General features: G+C 66.6%; 17 protein-coding genes and 1 pseudogene. 9 read left to right on the top strand and 9 right to left on the bottom strand.

Annotated features, from left to right (window positions below; genetic code table 11):
- Positions 1-217 precede the first annotated feature (217 nt).
- On the top strand, positions 218-1,108 hold the full coding sequence (locus tag ABIC17_RS00875; protein ID WP_354278777.1) for a LysR substrate-binding domain-containing protein: 891 nt from the start codon (positions 218-220) through the stop codon (positions 1,106-1,108).
- Between the two features lie 133 nt (positions 1,109-1,241).
- Here the strand turns inward: ABIC17_RS00875 and ABIC17_RS00870 are convergent, their stop codons facing one another.
- Positions 1,242-1,697: a peptidylprolyl isomerase gene (locus tag ABIC17_RS00870; protein ID WP_242138131.1), complete on the bottom strand. Its 456-nt coding sequence runs from the start codon at positions 1,695-1,697 to the stop codon at positions 1,242-1,244.
- A gap of 127 nt (positions 1,698-1,824) precedes the next feature.
- On the opposite strand from ABIC17_RS00870, the gene mgtE reads away from it, so the two are divergent.
- Together mgtE and ABIC17_RS00860 are read left to right on the top strand one after the other, a co-directional pair.
- A complete protein-coding gene (gene mgtE / locus ABIC17_RS00865) occupies positions 1,825-3,222 on the top strand; it encodes a magnesium transporter (protein ID WP_354278776.1) in 1,398 nt (465 codons plus the stop codon).
- 24 nt (positions 3,223-3,246) lie between these two features.
- Positions 3,247-3,672, top strand: a complete 426-nt coding sequence (locus tag ABIC17_RS00860) for a DUF1489 family protein (RefSeq protein WP_354278775.1) — start codon at positions 3,247-3,249, stop codon at positions 3,670-3,672.
- Positions 3,673-3,696: 24 nt separating this feature from the next.
- On the opposite strand, the gene ABIC17_RS00855 is transcribed toward ABIC17_RS00860, so the two are convergent.
- The 6 genes from ABIC17_RS00855 to ABIC17_RS00830 all read right to left on the bottom strand — a co-directional run bounded on the left by ABIC17_RS00855 (position 3,697) and on the right by ABIC17_RS00830 (position 9,713).
- Positions 3,697-4,413, bottom strand: coding sequence for a head GIN domain-containing protein (locus ABIC17_RS00855; RefSeq protein WP_354278774.1), 717 nt, complete (start codon positions 4,411-4,413; stop codon positions 3,697-3,699).
- Positions 4,414-4,457: 44 nt separating this feature from the next.
- Positions 4,458-5,177 carry a head GIN domain-containing protein gene (locus ABIC17_RS00850; protein WP_354278773.1) on the bottom strand — a complete coding sequence of 240 codons (720 nt, stop codon included), beginning with the start codon at positions 5,175-5,177 and terminating at the stop codon, positions 4,458-4,460.
- Between the two features lie 522 nt (positions 5,178-5,699).
- On the bottom strand, positions 5,700-6,233 hold the full coding sequence (locus tag ABIC17_RS00845; protein WP_010161421.1) for a CarD family transcriptional regulator: 534 nt from the start codon (positions 6,231-6,233) through the stop codon (positions 5,700-5,702).
- Between the two features lie 239 nt (positions 6,234-6,472).
- The gene (gene fdxA / locus ABIC17_RS00840; protein WP_131533043.1) at positions 6,473-6,814 is read right to left on the bottom strand and encodes a ferredoxin FdxA; all 342 of its coding nucleotides are present in this window, start codon (positions 6,812-6,814) and stop codon (positions 6,473-6,475) included.
- 33 nt (positions 6,815-6,847) lie between these two features.
- The gene (locus tag ABIC17_RS00835; protein WP_354278772.1) at positions 6,848-7,192 is read right to left on the bottom strand and encodes a S4 domain-containing protein; all 345 of its coding nucleotides are present in this window, start codon (positions 7,190-7,192) and stop codon (positions 6,848-6,850) included.
- Positions 7,185-9,713 (bottom strand): helicase-related protein, encoded by a 2,529-nt coding sequence (locus tag ABIC17_RS00830; RefSeq protein WP_354278771.1) that lies wholly within the window; start codon positions 9,711-9,713, stop codon positions 7,185-7,187. The genes ABIC17_RS00835 and ABIC17_RS00830 overlap by 8 nt, the downstream gene beginning before the upstream one ends.
- A gap of 262 nt (positions 9,714-9,975) precedes the next feature.
- Between ABIC17_RS00830 and ABIC17_RS00825 the strand changes: the two genes are divergently transcribed.
- A complete protein-coding gene (locus ABIC17_RS00825) occupies positions 9,976-11,442 on the top strand; it encodes a M23 family metallopeptidase (RefSeq protein WP_354278770.1) in 1,467 nt (488 codons plus the stop codon).
- Positions 11,443-11,467: 25 nt separating this feature from the next.
- On the opposite strand, the gene ABIC17_RS00820 is transcribed toward ABIC17_RS00825, so the two are convergent.
- Entirely contained in the window at positions 11,468-12,040 is a 573-nt protein-coding gene (locus tag ABIC17_RS00820; protein ID WP_354278769.1) for a Uma2 family endonuclease, read from the bottom strand.
- A 57-nt stretch (positions 12,041-12,097) separates the two neighbouring features.
- Between ABIC17_RS00820 and ABIC17_RS00815 the strand changes: the two genes are divergently transcribed.
- A complete protein-coding gene (locus ABIC17_RS00815; RefSeq protein ID WP_354278768.1) occupies positions 12,098-13,666 on the top strand; it encodes a lysine--tRNA ligase in 1,569 nt (522 codons plus the stop codon).
- A gap of 11 nt (positions 13,667-13,677) precedes the next feature.
- Complete coding sequence (locus ABIC17_RS00810) at positions 13,678-14,502, top strand: shikimate 5-dehydrogenase (RefSeq protein WP_354278767.1); 825 nt, start codon at positions 13,678-13,680, stop codon at positions 14,500-14,502.
- A 24-nt stretch (positions 14,503-14,526) separates the two neighbouring features.
- Here the strand turns inward: ABIC17_RS00810 and ABIC17_RS00805 are convergent, their stop codons facing one another.
- Positions 14,527-14,799: a GNAT family N-acetyltransferase gene (locus tag ABIC17_RS00805; RefSeq protein ID WP_354278766.1), complete on the bottom strand. Its 273-nt coding sequence runs from the start codon at positions 14,797-14,799 to the stop codon at positions 14,527-14,529.
- 128 nt (positions 14,800-14,927) lie between these two features.
- Between ABIC17_RS00805 and ABIC17_RS00800 the strand changes: the two genes are divergently transcribed.
- The 3 genes and pseudogenes from ABIC17_RS00800 to recQ all read left to right on the top strand — a co-directional run bounded on the left by ABIC17_RS00800 (position 14,928) and on the right by recQ (position 17,257).
- Complete coding sequence (locus ABIC17_RS00800) at positions 14,928-15,161, top strand: antitoxin MazE-like protein (protein ID WP_354278765.1); 234 nt, start codon at positions 14,928-14,930, stop codon at positions 15,159-15,161.
- Positions 15,162-15,213: 52 nt separating this feature from the next.
- A pseudogene (locus ABIC17_RS00795) lies at positions 15,214-15,492 on the top strand (type II toxin-antitoxin system PemK/MazF family toxin); the annotation flags it as partial.
- The gene (gene recQ, locus ABIC17_RS00790) at positions 15,485-17,257 is read left to right on the top strand and encodes a DNA helicase RecQ (RefSeq protein WP_354278764.1); all 1,773 of its coding nucleotides are present in this window, start codon (positions 15,485-15,487) and stop codon (positions 17,255-17,257) included. The pseudogene ABIC17_RS00795 and the gene recQ, both read left to right, overlap by 8 nt.
- The last annotated feature ends 71 nt before the right edge of the window (positions 17,258-17,328 follow it).

Here is a 17,328-nt window from a genome sequence, read left to right as displayed (position 1 = left end):
GCCGACCCCGGAGGATCGGCCTTGAAAGTTTTAGGAGAGGATGCCTGAAAGGCACCGTCTAAGTGCACCGCCGCGGATTATGTTGCAAGTGCGAAAGGATCGGATACGATTGCGCTTTGTGCAATCGACGTTATTAATTGCACCTGTAGCGCATAGCCGTCCTGAACCATGCGCAGCATGGTGCGTCGCACCATTCAACAAAGAAGGGGCATCCGATATGCGGCGCCTGCCACCACTCACCGCGATCGAAGCCTTCGTCCAGGTCGCGCGCACGGGATCGATCAAGGCCGCTTCACAAGAACTTGCGCTGTCACCCCCGGCGCTGAGCCGTCGCATCCAGGCGCTCGAACGCTTCATCGGTCGCCCGTTGTTCGAACGTCGGCATCAGGCGGTCGTGCTCAATGCGGACGGCGACCGGCTGCTCCAGCAAATTGCCCCCGCTCTGGACCAATTGTCCGATGCGGTCGAAGTGATGACGAGCAATACCGACGTGTTGCGGCTGCGGCTGGGCATCCTGCCGCTTTATGCGTCGCAACGGCTGTTCCCGCGACTCGGCGAACTGCGCAACCGGCATCCCGAACTGCACCTCGACATCGACACCAGCACGCACAACATCGCGCGGCTCGGCGAGGGGCTCGACGCGGTGATTGCTTTGGCACGCGATATCGACCCGGCGTTGTACGCGCGGCGGCTCGATCGCAACCAGGTCTATGTCATCGGCGCACGCTCGCTGATCGAGGGGCCGGATCCGGTGGTACGGCCGGAACAGCTTTCGGGGCTCACTGCGCTGGTTCACCGCGAGATGCCCGACACGTTCACCGCGTGGCGCGCGGCCGCGGGGCTGACCGAGCTCGAGCCGCTGGCGGTGGATCATTTCGATTCGGGGGCGTTGATGCTCGAGGCGGCGGCGCAGGGGCTCGGCATCGCCTTCATGCACGAAAGCCATTTTGCGGATGCCAACGATGCGCGGATCGTGCGGCTGTTCGATATCTCGGTGGAAAGCCCGTACAGCTACTGGTTTGCATGCCGCCCGCGCGCGCTGGCGCAGAAGCCGGTGAAGCTGTTCCACGACTGGCTGATCGCGACGATCGCCGATCCGAGTGTGTAACGTCTTCTTCTTCTAAAGCCCCTCCCCTTCAGGGGAGGGGTTGGGGGTGGGGAAGTGCCTCGCAGAGAGCTGAGTTCTGCTGCACTGCCCCACCCCAACCCCTCCCCCGAGGGGGAGGGGCTAAAGGCAGGATTTAAGCAGCCGTCGCCTTCAAAATCTTGCCCGGCTCGCGCGGCGGCTCGCCCTTCGGTAGCGCGTCGATATGCTCCATGCCCGACGTCACCTGGCCCCACACGGTGTACTGGCCGTCGAGGAAGCGTGCATCGTCGAAGCAGATGAAGAACTGGCTGTTCGCCGAGTTCGGATCGTTGGTGCGTGCCATCGACGCGACGCCGCGGACATGCGGTTCCTTCGAGAATTCGGCGGGGAGGTTGGGCTTGTCCGAACCGTGCATGCCGGTGCCGGTGGGGTCGCCGCCCTGCGCCATGAAGCCGGGAATGACGCGGTGGAACACGACGCCGTCATAGAAGCCGTCGTTCGCCAGTTCGGCGACACGCGCGACGTGCTGCGGCGCGAGATCGCCGCGCAGCTTGATCACGACATCGCCGCCATCGAGGGTCAGCGTCAGGGTTTCGGGAAGATCGGCCATGTTGGGCTCCTGAAATGGGAATGACGCTGACGTAGCGATGCAGCGTCGGAGAGGCAAATCGCCACCGATTGGCTTTGTTCCCATATCGGGCTAGAGCGCACCCCCGGCGGGCAACAGGAGGTCCATGATGAGCGAGACCGAGCTCCTTCCCGAAAACGACGGTGCACAACTCGACGAGGACGATCGGCTCAAGCCCGAATTCGTCCGTGCGGTGCTCGATGCGGTCGAGGCCGGCGATGCGGAGGGCGCGCGCGCGCTGGTCGAACCGCTTCATCCCGCCGATATCGCCGATCTGTTCGAGCTGACCCCGGCGGATTGCCGCGCGGCGCTGGCGAGCGCGATCACCGACCTGCTCGACGGCGACGTCTTCGCCGAAATGAACGATTACGTCCGCGAGGATCTGATCGATTCGCTCTCGGCGAGTCAGGTCGCGGATATCGCGTCCGAACTCGACACCGACGACGCGGTCGCGATCATCGAGGACATGGAGCCCGCCGACCAGCGCGAGGTGCTCCGCGCGCTCGACCCCGACGATCGCGCCGCGATCGAGGAGGCGCTGAGCTATCCCGAGGAATCCGCCGGCCGCCTGATGCAGCGCGAGCTGATCGCGGTGCCCGAACATTGGCGCGTCGGCGACGTGCTCGATTATCTGCGCACGCATGACGCGCTGACGACCGATTTCTGGGAAATCTTCGTGGTCGACCCGGCGCACAAGCCGATCGGCACCGTCGCCTTGTCGTGGATCCTGCGCACCCCGCGCGGGATTGCGATCAGCGACGTGATGCAGCGCGAACAGACGCTGATCCCGGTCGACATGGACCAGGAGGAAGTCGCGCTGCGCTTCCAGAAGTACGCGCTGATCTCAGCGGCGGTGACCGACACCGGCGGTCGGCTCGTCGGCATGATCACGGTCGACGATATCGTACACATTATTTCCGAGGAAGCGAGCGAAGACATCCTGCGCCTGTCGGGCGCGGGCGACGGCGACATCAACGAACCGATCCTGCTGACCGTGCGGACGCGGATCACCTGGCTGGTGGTCAACCTCGGCACCGCGATGATCGCCGCGTCGGTGGTCGGTGCGTTCCAGGGTCAGATCGCGCGCTTCGCATTGCTCGCGGTGCTGATGCCGATTGTGTCGGGGATGGGCGGCAATGCGGGCACGCAGACGCTCGCGGTCGTCGTGCGCGCGCTCGCGACCAACCAGCTGACGAGTTCGAATACCGCACGGATGATCCTGCGCGAATTCCGCATCGCCGCCGCCAATGGCGCGATGTTGGGCGTATTGGTCGGCACCGGGACCTACCTTGCGTTCGGCAATGTTGGGCTCGCGATCGTGATCGCGATGGCGATGGTGATCAATAATCTGATCGCGGGGCTGGCGGGCGTGCTCGTGCCGGTGTCGCTGGAACGCGCCGGGGTCGATCCCGCGGTATCGTCGGCGGTGTTCGTGACGACGATGACCGATGTGATGGGTTTCTTGTCGTTTCTGGGACTTGCGACGCTGTGGGGGCTTGGCGGCTGAGCCCGCTGCGCCCAAATCGGCGACATGTTGCATTTGACCAAGGTTGCGTTCGGCGCGACGAGCCTCGAACATCTCGCCGAACGCCTCAAGCAACGCGCCGCGGACGGCCCGGTGTTTCTCACCACGCGCTATCTACCCAAACGGCATGAGGAAATCGTCGGTGCGGACGGCCAAGGGGATGGCAAGGGCGGCTCGCTCTACTGGATCATCAAGCACACGTTGGTCGCGCGCTCGCCGATCCTCGGGTTCGGCGAGGCCGAGGGCGGGCGAGTCGCGATCCATATCGACCCCGCGCTGGTGCTGACCGAAGGCCGCCCGAAGCGTGCGCACCAGGGGTGGCGCTATCTCGAACCGGGCGATGCGCCCGCCGATCTGGGCGGTGACGTGGTGGTGGGGGATGCGATGCCGGCGGCGCTGATCGGCAAGCTCGCGGCGCTGGGGCTGATCTGACGAAGGCTTACGGCGTCTCCCCCCTTACGGCGCCGCCTCTACCCCGCACCGGATCGGCCCGCTCGCCGCCTTGGACACCCGGCACGTCGGCTTGCCATAGATCGTCACCGCCCCCAGCCCGGTGCTCGTCGCATCGGCGGTGTAGCGTGCGGTCGCGGTGATCGTCCCCGATCCGTCGAGCCGCACCGTCAGCGCATCGCTGCGCAGCGCGGCGGCAGCGATCCCGCCGGTCCCGCTGGTCAGCAACCGGACCCGACCCCCGCGCCCGCCGAGCGTCATCGCGCCCGTCCCGAGCAGCGTTGCGTTGAGCTCGTCCGCGTCGAGCGCGGGCGCGGCGATCGATCCACTCCCCGTCACCTGCAAATCGACGCGCTGTGCGCGGAAAGGCCCCGCCACCGTCAGCCGCCCGCCACCGATGACGGTCGCACCGCGCAGCATCGGAACGCCCAGCCGGATGACGAAGGGCTGCGCACCGCCGCGCCGGGGGACTTCCCCCCAGCCGCGGCTGCCCGCACGGACGATCAAAGTGCGCCCCTCGACCCGGATGTCGAGCGAGTCGCTCGCTTCCGCCGGCCCCTCCGCCCGCGCCGAGGGCGGTGCGCGCGTGGTCAGCGCGACGTCGAACGGGCCGTCGATCCGGATCCGGTCATAATCGGTGACGACATAGGACCGGCCCGTCGCCGCCAGCGCAACACCAGGCATTGCGAGAAAAAGCAGGGTGAGCAGGCGGACAAGGATCATCCACAGGGCATCGCCGCGATTCCGCGCTCAGGCAAGCGCCCGATTCACCCGCCGCAGCGGACGTTGCCCGATCCGGTCTTGCTCACCGAACACCGCGCCTGCGGCCCGAGATCGACATCGCCCGATCCCACCAGCGAAACCTGCGCCTGCCCGACGACGTCGGCGCGGACATCCCCCGATCCCGCGAGCGAGACGGTCGCCGACCCTGCCTTGACCCCGCCCGCCGACACGTTGCCCGACCCGGCAAGCTTGACCGTCAGCCGCTCGACCCGGCCCCTGGCGTCGATATTGCCCGACCCGGCCACCGTCAGCCGTGCATCGGGCACCGTCAGCGTCGCAATCGACAGATTGCCCGACCCTGCGGCCTCCCCGCCGAAGCGCTGCCCATCGACCCGGTCGATCGCAAGGTTGCCCGATCCGACGATCTGCGCGGTGACGATCCGTGGCATCGTCACGAACACCTTCACGCCGCGCCGTCCGCCGCCCCAGCTCATGCCCGCAAGGTTCTTCTTGCGCCCGACCTTCAACGTATCGCCGTCGCGGAGGATCTCGAGCTTGTCGAGTTCGGCGCTTGGCCCTTCTGCGCGGACCGAGAAGCCGGTGCCGACGCGGACATCGACATCGTCCGATCCCCGCAGCGAGACCCCGCTGAAATCGGTGATCGCGAAGGTGCGGGTGGTTCCTGCGCCCGCGGAGGTGGCCGCATCGCTGGTGTTGGAACATCCCGCAAGCGCGACGGCTGCGAGGAAGGACAGACTGCGCATACGCTACCTCCTGTGTGTTGCCTTATTAGTACACCGTCTGCTTTCGGATGCAACCCCTGTCGTGGGCCCGCCCCCTCCACACGCCGTGATGCTGAACGTGTTTCAGCATCCACCGTGCGACAGGCGCGGACCGTCAATGCGGCGCGGTGGCCCCTGAAACACGTTCGAGGTGACGCAAGGGGCGTGAGCGCCGTCCCACTCCAAACGCGCCGTCATGCTAAACTTGTTTCAGCATCCACCATGCGACGGGCACGGACCGTCATCGCGGCGGGGTGGACCCTGAAACGAGTTCAGGGTGACGCAGGGTGGGGGGGGTCCCGTGCCTCTTCATCCCACCCGTCATGCTGAACTTGTTTCAGCATCCACCGTGGGACCGGCACGGACCGTCATCACGGCGCGGTGGACCCTGAAAGACGTTCGGGTGACGCCGGGAGTGGGAGCGCCCCCGCTGCCCCCAAACGAAAAAAGGGGCGACCGTCGCCGGCCGCCCCTTTTTCAAACCGCGGTATCCGCAAAAGAACGTCAGGCCGGAGCCTTGTCCTTGTTGTGGATCGCCGCTGCCTTGCGCAAAATCTCGAGGATCTTTTCCTGCGCGGTCGGCTCGTCGACCTGCTCCATCGCGGCGAGTTCGCGCGCGAGGCGGCTGGTCGCGCCTTCGAAGATCTGCCGCTCGGAATAGCTCTGCTCGGGCTGGTCGTCGGCACGGAACAGGTCGCGGACCACTTCGGCGATCGACACGAGGTCGCCCGAATTGATCTTGGCTTCATATTCCTGTGCACGGCGCGACCACATGGTGCGCTTGACGCGCGGCTTGCCGGTCAGCGTCTCGAGTGCCTCACGCAGCGTCTTGTCGCTGGAAAGCTTGCGCATTCCGACGCTTTCGGCCTTGTTGGTCGGCACGCGCAACGTCATGCGCTCTTTTTCGAACCGCAGAACATAAAGTTCGAGCTGCATCCCGGCGATTTCCTGCCGCTGAAGCTCGATCACACGGCCAACGCCGTGCTTGGGGTAAACGACATAATCGCCGACGTCGAAGGACAGCGCCTTGGCAGCCATTCCGTTGGACCTTTCTGTGGACCGGGTATCCGGTGCAACGCACTTCTCGCAGCAAAGCTGCATCAGCGCTCGCAGGGTGGTGGGTTGATACGTCTCCGTGTCGGACAGCGCCTGAAGCACCGTCCGTCGTCACCCTTTTAACACAGTCGCAACAAAATTACCAGACAAAGGTCGCGCGCGCGCCGCTCCCGACGGGATCGGACGCACGACGACGCGCCATTTCCGGCCAATCCGGTCGATCAGTCGCCCGCGCCGGGCTCTGCCGAGAAGAACTTGTCGTACTTGCCGGTCTCGCCCTTATGCTCGTCGGCGTCGGCAGGCGTCTGGTTCGCCTTGCGCGTGACGTTGGGCCACTGGCTAGAGAAGGTCGTGTTGAGTTCGAGCCACGGTTCGAGACCGCTTTCCGTATCGGGGAGGATCGCTTCGGCGGGGCACTCGGGCTCGCAGACGCCGCAATCGATGCATTCGCTGGGGTTGATGACCAGCATGTTCTCGCCTTCATAGAAGCAATCGACCGGGCACACCTCGACGCAGTCCATGTACTTGCACTTGATGCAGGCATCGGTGACGACGTAGGTCATTAGGTAACTCCCGGAGCAACGAACTCGACGCTGCTATGCGCGAGCGTCCGCCCCGTCAATGTTTGCGTCACTGATTGCGGTGGCTGTTCGGTCATTTTCGATCAGGTCGACGTAGCACGCCCGCCCCGCTTCGGGCGGGCCACGACGCTCGGGCAGGCATTCGACGCGGATCGCGCGAATCCGGCCCGAGGGGGTAGCAAAGGCGAGCACGCTTCCGATCCGCACCGCCGCGGCGGGCCGGTCGACCGCGCGCCCGTCGATCCGCAATCGTCCGCTCGCGGCCATCCCTTGCGCGATGCCGCGCGTCTTCACGATCCGGGCGAACCAGAGGAAACAGTCGAGCCGCATGCTCGGGCCGCGGGGGAAAGCTTCAGCCATGCACCGCCAGATCGGCGAGCGCCGCAAAGTGCGTGCCGCGCGGCGCGACGACGGCTCGGACGGTCGGCAGCCCACGCCAGACCCAGCGCGGTACCGTATCGTCGGCGGCAGGGGGCGCAGCGGCTGGAGCCGGGCGGAAGCCGAACCCCGCCATCAGCTTCTCGATCGTCGGCGGGGTCAGCCCCATCGACAGCGCGAGCGCGGGATCGAGCGCGAACGGCTGTCGACCCGCCGCACCGCGTGCGTCATGCGCCGCGCGCGCAATCCGTTCGATCAGGTCGATCCGCACCGCTTGCGCCGCGATCGGGCGATAGCCGTCCACCAGCGTCGCGCCGGGTGCGCCGCGCACCAGCACGCTCGCGCCGTCGCGCGGTGCGTCGGCGATGCCGCGCGCGTCGCGGATCGCGAACAGGGCGCGCCGCCACCGCGCGGCGGCAGGCTTGAGCAAGCGCGGATCGAACAGGTCGAGCGCGCCGATCGTCACCCCCGCCCGCCGGAACGCCTTGCGCGCGACCCCGTCGAGCTTGTCGAGCACCGCCACCACTTCGCTCCGCGCGACCATCCCGCCGCCCGCAACCAGCGCCGCCGCGACCGCGCGCGATGCAGGACTGGCGGCCGGATCACGCTGGACCGAGTCGAGCAGCACCGGCCCCGGCAGGGCGCGTGCGACCGAATCACCGAACCAGCCGCGCAGCCGCTGCTCGATCTTGGCGCGGAGCGTCACGTCGAGGCAATCGAGCGCGCGGTCGAGCACAATGCGCGGGCGCACCAGGCTTTGCCCCGGCGCAAAGGTCGCGACCGTAAAGCCGCGCCACAGCAGCACCGGCGTCTCGCCCGCCTCGGTGCGCAGCGACAGGTCGGCATCCGCCGCTTCGGCAAGCGCCACCCCGCGCTTGCCGCGCTCGTCACCCAGCCGCCGTTCCGCCGCCGCGAGCAGCATGCGCTTGTCGTTCGCGCGCGCATCCGCCGCGACCGTGAAGCGGAACCCGTCGAGCCGCCCGATCGCATGATCCTCGACCATCACTTCGCCTTCCGGCCCGATCGTTACGGGGAGCATCCGCGGATCCGCACCGATCTGGCGCATCAGCAGCGTGGTGCGCTTGTCGACGAAACGCTGCGTCAGGCTCGCGTGGAGCGCATCCGACAGCCGTTCCTCGACCGCACTCGCACGCGCTGCTCCTTGCGCCGGGTCCGCCAGCCAGTCGCGCCGGTTGGCGATATACGCCCAGCTCCGCGCCGCCGCGATCCGCCCAGCGAGCGTCTCGACATCGCCGACCACCGTATCGAGCCGCGCGAGTTCCGCCGCGAACCAGGCGTGCGGGATATGCCCCTGCCCTTCGCTCAGATAGCCGAACACGCGCGCGACGAAGCGGGTATGCGGATCGACGCCAAGCTTGCGGAAATCGGGCAGCCCGCACGCCGCCCATAGCCGCTCGACCATCGCCGGATGCCGCGTCCGCGCGCGCACCCAATCCTCCTCGGCCATACGCTTGAGCACCGCGAGATCGACCGATTGCGGCGCCGCGCGCAGGCGGCGGTTCTCGGGCTTGGCCTCGAGGCTCGCGATCAGCGCGGCGACGCTCGAAAAATCGGGCTCGCCCTCGCGCCAGTAGAGATGTTCGAGCGGCGGGAAACGATGCTCTTCGATCGCGAGCACCTCCTCGGGTGCGAACGCCCCCGGCCCTTCCTCGACCAGAGCACCGAACGTCCCGTCGCGCTGGTGCCGCCCTGCCCGCCCCGCGATCTGTGCCATTTCGGCGACGGTCAGCCGACGCTGGCGGTGGCCGTCGAACTTGTTGAGGCTGGCGAAGGCGACATGGTTGACGTCCATGTTGAGCCCCATGCCGATCGCATCGGTCGCGACCAGATAATCGACCTCGCCCGCCTGGAACATCGCGACCTGCGCGTTGCGGGTGCGCGGGGACAGCGCGCCCATCACCACCGCCGCGCCGCCGCGCAGACGCCGCAGCATCTCGGCGACCGCATAGACTTCCTCCGCGCTGAACGCGACGATGACGGAGCGTTTCGGGAGGCGGCTGATCTTCTTGGCACCCGCATAGCTGAGCGTCGAAAAGCGCGGGCGGTTGATGATCTCGATTCCCGGGACCAGCGCCTTGAGCATCGGGCGCAGCGCTTCGGACCCGAGCAGCATCGTCTCGTCGCGCCCGCGGGCGCGCAGGATGCGATCGGTGAAGACATGACCCCGTTCCAAATCGGCGCCAAGCTGCGCCTCATCGACTGCAACGAACGCCAAATCGCGGTCAACCGGCATGGATTCGGCTGTGCACAGGAACCAACGTGCGTCTTTTGGGACGATCTTTTCCTCGCCGGTGATCAATGCGACGCGGTTCGCGCCCTTGATCTTGACGACCCGGTCATAGACCTCGCGCGCCAGCAACCGCAGCGGAAAGCCGATCATGCCGCTGGAATGCCCGCACATTCGCTCGACCGCGAGATGCGTCTTGCCGGTGTTGGTCGGCCCGAGCACCGCAGTGACGGCGCTGTCGTGGTGGCGTTGCATGACACAAGCAACATCGCGTCCCCAGAGGCGATACGCAACCATCCCGTTTGCAAAAAAGACCGCGAGATCATCGCCCAGCCACCGATATGCCGCCGACCCGGCGTGTTCCCGACGCAATCGTATCGTTCGAACGGTTGGCCGCATCCCACCCGATCGCAGGTGGCAGTTAATTTGACTTTAGGACTTGAGCGGCACAGTCCTCGGGCCCGACGCTGCGGGGCACATCAGGCGGCGGACAACGGATTTCGGGGTCGAAACAGCCTTGTTTGTACCAAATTTGAACGACGTGGAGACTTCGGGCGGCAGCGCGGCGCTGTCCTTCGGCCGCGCCATCGTGCCCGTGGCACAGACCCATCGGCTCGAACGCCTGCGCGCTGCCGCGGGCCGGGTCGATTGGGTGCCCGACCTCGGAACCCGCATCGGCTCGCGCGACTGGTGGCGCGGTGCCGCAACCTGCGCCGTCCTGTGCGTCACCGCCTTCGTCACCGCACCGCCGCTCACCCCTCCGTTGCTCGGCGCGGCCGCCGCACCGATGATCGGCACCGACCGCGAGGAAGCGCGTGCGCAGATGATCGCGCCGCTCGCCTGGGGCGCGGATACCGGGCGGCACATGGCGTCGAACGATCTCGTCCGTCCGCTGACCGAAGCCCCCGAACGCCCGGTCGAGCAACGCACCGCGACGGTCGGCCACGGCGACAGCCTAAGCGACATGCTCCAACGCGCCGGCCTGTCCGAGCGCGATGCGCAGGACACGGTTGCGCTCGTCGCGACGACGGTGCCGCTCGACACGCTCAAGCCCGGCACGCAGATCCCGCTGACGCTCGGTCGCCGCCCCAACCGCAGCGTTGCGCGTCCGCTCGAGGCACTGTCGCTGCGCGCGCGGTTCGATCTCGCGCTCGACCTCAAACGCGTGGGCGACCGGTTGGTGATGGAGCGCCGCGCGATCGCGGTTGATGACACGCCGCTTAGGATCACGGGCGCGGTCGGCTCCAGCCTGTACCGCTCGGCGCGCGCGGCGGGGGTCCCGATCCGCGCGGTCGAGAGCTACATCAAGGCGATCGCGAGCAAGGTCGCGGTCGGCCAAATCGATTCGAACGACACCTACGACCTGATCGTCGAGCGCCAGCGCGCCGCGACCGGCGAGACGCAGCTCGGCAAGCTGCTGTTCGCGGGGCTCGGCCACGGTGGACGCAAGACGCAGTTGGTCCAGTGGAACGACGGCACCTGGTATGAAGCATCGGGCCAAGCCGAACGGCAGGGGCAGTTCACGATGCCGGTATCGATGGCGCGCGTGACCTCGAGCTTCGGGATGCGCTTTCATCCGCTGCTCGGCTTCTCGCGGATGCACAAGGGGATCGACATCGGCACCGCCACCGGTACGCCGATCCACGCCCCCGCCGACGGCGTGGTGGCGTTCGCCGGGCGCAGCGGGGGTTATGGCAATTTCCTCAAGATGGCGCACGGCGGGTCGATCGTGACCTGCTACGGGCACCTCAGCCGTTTCGCTGTGCGCGCAGGCCAGCGCGTGTCGCGCGGGCAGGTGATCGGCTATTCGGGCAACAGCGGCCTTTCGACCGGACCGCACCTCCACTGGGAAGTGCTGCGCGGCGGGGTTGCGGTCAATCCGCGCGGCTTCTCCTTCTCCAGCCTTGCGACGCTTTCGGGGGAGCAGTTGCGCGCATTCCGGGCGAGGGTTTCCGGTCTCCTCGCGGTGAAGCCGGGCGCCTGAAAGCCCTAAACACGGAGCGTCGCGCTCAGACTAGTCCCGTGCCGTCGATCACCAGGTCGGGCAACGTCGCACTGGGCACCGCCCCGGCGAGCGGGAGCGACCTGCGGTGCGAGAACCCCTCCGCCGATACCGACCAGAATTGATGGACGGTCGTCTCCGCGAGATCGACGACCCAATATTCCGGGACGCCGTGCCGCGCATAGAGCGCCAGTTTCGCGCCGAGATCGTTCTCCAGCGTCGTATCCGACACCTCGACCACCAGCGCGACATGCTCGATCCGGAAATAATCGCGCGCCATCGGCGCATCGACGACAGCAACGTCGGGTTCGGGAAGATTATACGGCGGTAGCGCGAGCGTTGGCTCGACCACTGCGCTGAAGCGCGAGCCCGTCGCTTCCAAAGCGGCCTGCAACCGATACATGAGCTGACTTTTGACGAAGGTATGCGGGCGGAATTCTGCGCTCATTCCGACGATCATCCCCTCGATCAACTCGACCTTTTTTAAATCGGCGAACGCGCCCGTGCGATCGAGCACCTCGAAGTCCTCGATCCGGAGCTTGACCGGATGCGGCACGTTCACGGGGATCGTCATGTTCATGGCGCAAACAGCATAGCATTTGCGCTTGCCCCCCTAAAGCGGCAAACGCGGGGGATTATGACCGACACAGCCTTCCGCACCGCCGCCCAAGACTCCAAAGCCTGGCCCTATGAGGAGGCGCGCAAGCTCCTCAAGCGGTATCCCGACGGCAAACCCGGTGGCGCGCCCGTCATCTTCGAAACGGGCTACGGTCCCTCGGGCCTGCCGCATATCGGCACGTTCAATGAAGTGCTCCGCACGACGATGGTACGCCACGCATTCCAGACGCTGTCCGATGCGCCGACCCGGCTGATCGAATTCAGCGACGACATGGACGGGTTGCGCAAGGTGCCCGACAACGTCCCCAACCAGGCGATGCTGACCGAGCATCTCGGCAAGCCGCTCAGCCGAATCCCCGATCCGTTCGAGAAGTTCGAGAGTTTCGCCGCGCACAACAATGCGATGCTGCGCGATTTCCTCGATCGCTTCGGCTTCGAATACGAATTCATCTCCTCCGCCTCGCAATATGAAGCCGGCGTGTTCGACGATGCGCTGAAGGGCGTGTTGCGCAACTATGCCGCGATCATGGGCGTGATGCTGCCGACGCTGCGCAAGGAACGCGCAGCGACCTATTCGCCGATCCTGCCGATCAGCCCCAAGACCGGGGTGGTGCTCCAGGTCCCGGTCGAGGTCGTCAATGTCGAGCAGGGCACGATCCGCTTCACCGACAGCGACGGCGAGGTGCTGGTGCAATCGATCCTCGGCGGCCACGCCAAGCTGCAGTGGAAGGTCGACTGGGCGATGCGCTGGGTCGCGTTGGGCGTCGATTACGAGATGTACGGCAAGGACCTGATCGACAGCGGCGTACAGTCGGGCAAGATCGCGCGTGTGCTCGGCGGTCGCCCGCCGGAGGGGCTGATCTACGAGATGTTCCTCGACGAAAAGGGCGAGAAGATCTCCAAGTCCAAGGGCAATGGCCTGACGCTCGAGCAGTGGCTCGATTACGGCACGCAGGAGAGCCTGTCCTTCTTCGCCTACCGCGAACCCAAGAAGGCGAAGCAGCTTCACGTCGGCGTCATCCCGCGCGCGGTGGACGACTATTTCGACTTCCGGGGCAAATATGCCGCGCTTCCGGTCGAGCAGAAGCTTGGCAATCCGGTGCACCACATCCATGACGGCGCGGTGCCGGGGACGACCCCGCCGGTGACGTTCGGGCTGCTGCTCAACCTCGTCGGCGTTCTCGGCGCGGGCGCGACGGCGGAGCAGGTGCGCGGCTATCTCAGCAATTACGTCGAAGGCGAGATCACGCCAGAGCTCGACGCGCTCATCGGCCATGCACTCGCGTACAACCGCGATTTCGTCGCGCCGACGCTCCAGCGCCGCAAGCCGGTGGGGATCGAAGTCGCCGCGCTCGAACGGCTCGATCGCGATCTGGCCGCCGCACCGGCGGATGCCTCGGCGGTCGACTTGCAGAACATCGTCTATGCGATCGGCAACGAAGGCGGGTTCGATCCGCTGCGCAGCTGGTTCGGTGCGTTGTACGAGACGCTGCTCGGCTCGAGCCAGGGACCACGCATGGGCAGCTTCATCGCGCTGTACGGGCTCGACAACACCCGCAAATTGATCGCTGAGGCGTTGGCGGACTGAGGAAGCGGAAAATGCCCAACAAGCCCCTGATCAATCGTGACACGCGGCTGTGCATGTCGCTGGCGGCTCGCCCGGGCAATTTCGGGACGCGCTTCCACAACCGGCTGTACGAAACGCTGGGGCTGGATTTCGTCTACAAGGCGTTCTCGACGCAGGACCTGGAAGGCGCGGTGCGCGGGATCCGCGCGCTCGACATTCGCGGCTGCGCGATCTCGATGCCGTTCAAGGAAGCGGTGATCCCCATGCTCAACGGGCTCGCGCCCTCGGCGGCGGCGATCGATAGCGTCAATACGATCGTCAACGAAGACGGCGTGCTGACCGGGCACAATACTGATTATGCCGCGGTTGCGCGGCTGATCGCCGATATCGATCCTGCCACGCGCTTCGTGCTGCGGGGGTCGGGCGGGATGGCGAAAGCGGTCGCGGCCGCTTTGCGCGACGCGGGCTTTCGCGACGGGACGGTCGTTGCGCGCAACGCGGACGTGGGACAGGCGCTGGCGGCGCTATATGGTTTCGGCTGGCGTGCCGACGTGGACCAGGACGCGGGGGCCGGACTGCTACTCAACGTCACGCCGATCGGCATGACCGGCGGCGACGCAGACTCGCTCGCCTTCCCGGAAGCGATGATCGCGGCAAGCACGGTGGTGGTGGATGTCGTCCAATATCCGCCCGAAACACCGTTGCTGCGGGCAGCACGCACGGCCGGCAAGCGCGTGATCACGGGGGCCGAAGTCGCGACCTTGCAGGCGCTCGACCAGTTTGTGCTCTACACCGGCGTCACCCCTGACGCCGAACAGGTTGCCGAAGCCGCTGCATTCGCCCGCGCAAACGGTTGAAATCGGCACCTAGGTTAGGGCACCCTACCCTAGCAGCGCGCGATATTCCGGGTGTTTCTCGATATAGGCCGTCACGAACGGACATTGCGAAATGACCTTCAGTCCGCGGTCGCGCGCCGAATCAAGTGCGGCGCGGATCAGCTTGGATGCGACTCCTCGCCCCTCGATCGCCTTGGGGACGATCGTGTGGGTGAAGACGATCGTGTCGCCCTCCAGCTGATACGCCGCAACGGCGCGCTGGCCACTCACGATCAGTTCGAATTCGGCCTCGGCCTTGTTGTCGGTAACGCGTTCCATAGCCTTGCATGTGCTGTGCAGCCCCGGCTTGTGCAAGAACGTTTCGTGAAAACCTTGTGAGCGCACCCCGTCAGCGTTACATGTAACGGCATCTTCCGGAGACCGCCGCAATGGGCATGGAACGACCAATGACCAGCGCCGAACGCGTCGCCAAGCGCCGCGCGGCGCTGCGCGCGCAGGGGCTGCGCGCGCGGACCTTGTGGCTGCCCGACCGCGCGAGCGCGGCGTTTCAGGAGAGCGTCGTCCGGGACACGGCGGTAATCAACGCCATGCAGGGCGAAACCGATACGTCCGCCTTCATCGAAGCGGTCCAGCATTGGCCCAATGCGGACTATGATTGGGGTCCGGACGGCGCACCGTGACGCGCGATGACATCGCAACGTCGCCACAGGATCGGGCTTTGCGGGCAAGCCGCGCCCGGCGCTGATCGTCCAGGACACCGCCTATCTCGGGATTTCGACGATCGTCCTTGCGCTCATCACGAGCGACGACCGCGCCAGTCAGCTGTCGATCAGCGTCCCCGTCACCCCGAGCGCGACGAACGGGTTGCGCGTGCAATCCTATGTCACCGTTCACGAACTTGTGACGGTTCGGCGTGAAAAGCTGGACAAGCATGTCGGCAAGCTCGAAGAGCCCCTGATGCGCCGTGTCGATCACGCCATCATCCTTTTTCTTGGCCTAGACCGTGGTTGATCCTCTCCCCATCCTGCAATCCACCTTCGGCTTCCCGGCGTTTCGCGGCGTCCAGGGGTCGGTCGTCGAGCGCGTGCTCGCGGGCGAGAACACGCTCGCAGTGATGCCGACCGGCGCGGGCAAGTCGCTCTGCTATCAGCTTCCCGCGGTCGCGCTCAACGGCACGTGCGTCGTCGTCTCGCCGCTGATTGCGCTGATGCACGACCAGTTGCGCGCGGCGACCGCGATCGGGATCAGCGCGGCGACGCTGACCTCGGTCGACACCGACCAGATGGAGACGATCGCGCGCTTCCGCCGCGGCGACCTCGACTTGCTCTATGTCGCGCCCGAACGCGCCTCGAGCCAGAGCTTCCGCGACTTGCTCGGCCAGGCCCCGCTCGCGCTGTTCGCGATCGACGAGGCGCATTGCGTGTCCGAATGGGGGCACGACTTCCGCCCCGATTACCGCTTGCTCCGCCCGCTGCTCGATGCCTTCCCGGATGTGCCAAGGCTGGCGCTGACCGCGACCGCCGATGCGCATACCCGCGCGGACATCCTCGACCAGCTCGGCATTCCGCACGACGGGATGATCGTCGCAGGCTTCGACCGGCCCAACATCCAGTATCGCATCAGCCCCAAGGACAATGCGACGCGCCAGATCGCCGACCTGATCGCGGAGACGCCCGGCGCGGGGATCGTCTACGTCCAGAGCCGCGCCGGTACCGAGAAGATGGCGGAGGCGCTCGCCAAGACCGGCCGCCCAACCCGCGCCTATCATGCCGGGCTCGATCCGTCGGTCCGCGCGCGTAACCAGGCCGATTTCGTCGCGTCCGAGGATATGGTGATGTGCGCGACGGTCGCGTTCGGCATGGGGATCGACAAGCCCGACGTCCGCTTCGTCGCCCACGCCGGTCTGCCCAAATCGATCGAGGCTTATTATCAGGAAACTGGCCGCGCGGGGCGCGACGGCGATCCGGCGATGGCGCATCTCTTCTGGGGTGCCGAGGATTTCGCGCGTGCGCGCCAGCGGATCGGCGAGGTCGAGCCTGCGCGCCAGCCGGGCGAGCGGCAACGGCTCGCGGCACTCGGCGCGCTCGCCGAGACCGCGGGGTGCCGCCGCCGCATCCTGCTCAAGCATTTCGGCGACGATTCGCCGGAGAATTGCGGCAATTGCGACAACTGCATCTCCCCGCCCGCCAGCGTCGACGCGACGGAGGTGGCGAGGAAGTTCCTTTCCGCCGTCTTTCGCACGGGCCAGAGCTTTGGCGCGGGCTATATCGAACAGGTCCTGATGGGCCAGTCGAGCGAACGCAGCCTGATGAACGGGCATGAAGCGCTCGGCGTGTTCGGAATCGCGTCCTCCCCGGAGGAAGCCGCGCTGATCAAGCCGGTCGGACGCGCGTTGCTGCTGCGCGATGCGCTCCGCGCGAACGATTTCGGCGGGCTGGAGTTCGGCCCCGGCGCCCGCGGCATTTTGAAAGAGAACGACCGCGTCGACCTGATCGTCCCGCCCAAGCGGACCCGGCGAGCACGCGGCGGAGCAGGCAGTGGTGCGGCGGCGAACCCGAGCGGCGATCCGCTGTTCGAGGCGCTGCGTACCAAACGCCGCGAACTCGCGCTCGAGGCGAGCGTGCCGCCTTATGTGATCTTCCACGATTCGGTGCTGCGCGAAATGGCAAACCTGCGTCCGGCATCGCTCGGCGCAATGGGGCGGATCACCGGGGTCGGGACGCGCAAACTCGAGGCGTATGGCGAGGCGTTTCTGGCGGTAGTGCGACGGTTCTAAAGGGACTGGCGTCGGGTCGGGCAAATGGCCAGCCGGTACAGCTCGCCGCCTGCGCGGGGATGACACCTGGG

The sequence above is a fragment of the Sphingomonas sp. PvP056 genome (genome assembly GCF_040549155.1).
Classification (GTDB): domain Bacteria; phylum Pseudomonadota; class Alphaproteobacteria; order Sphingomonadales; family Sphingomonadaceae; genus Sphingomonas.
This window is presented reverse-complemented; position numbering and strand designations above follow the sequence as displayed.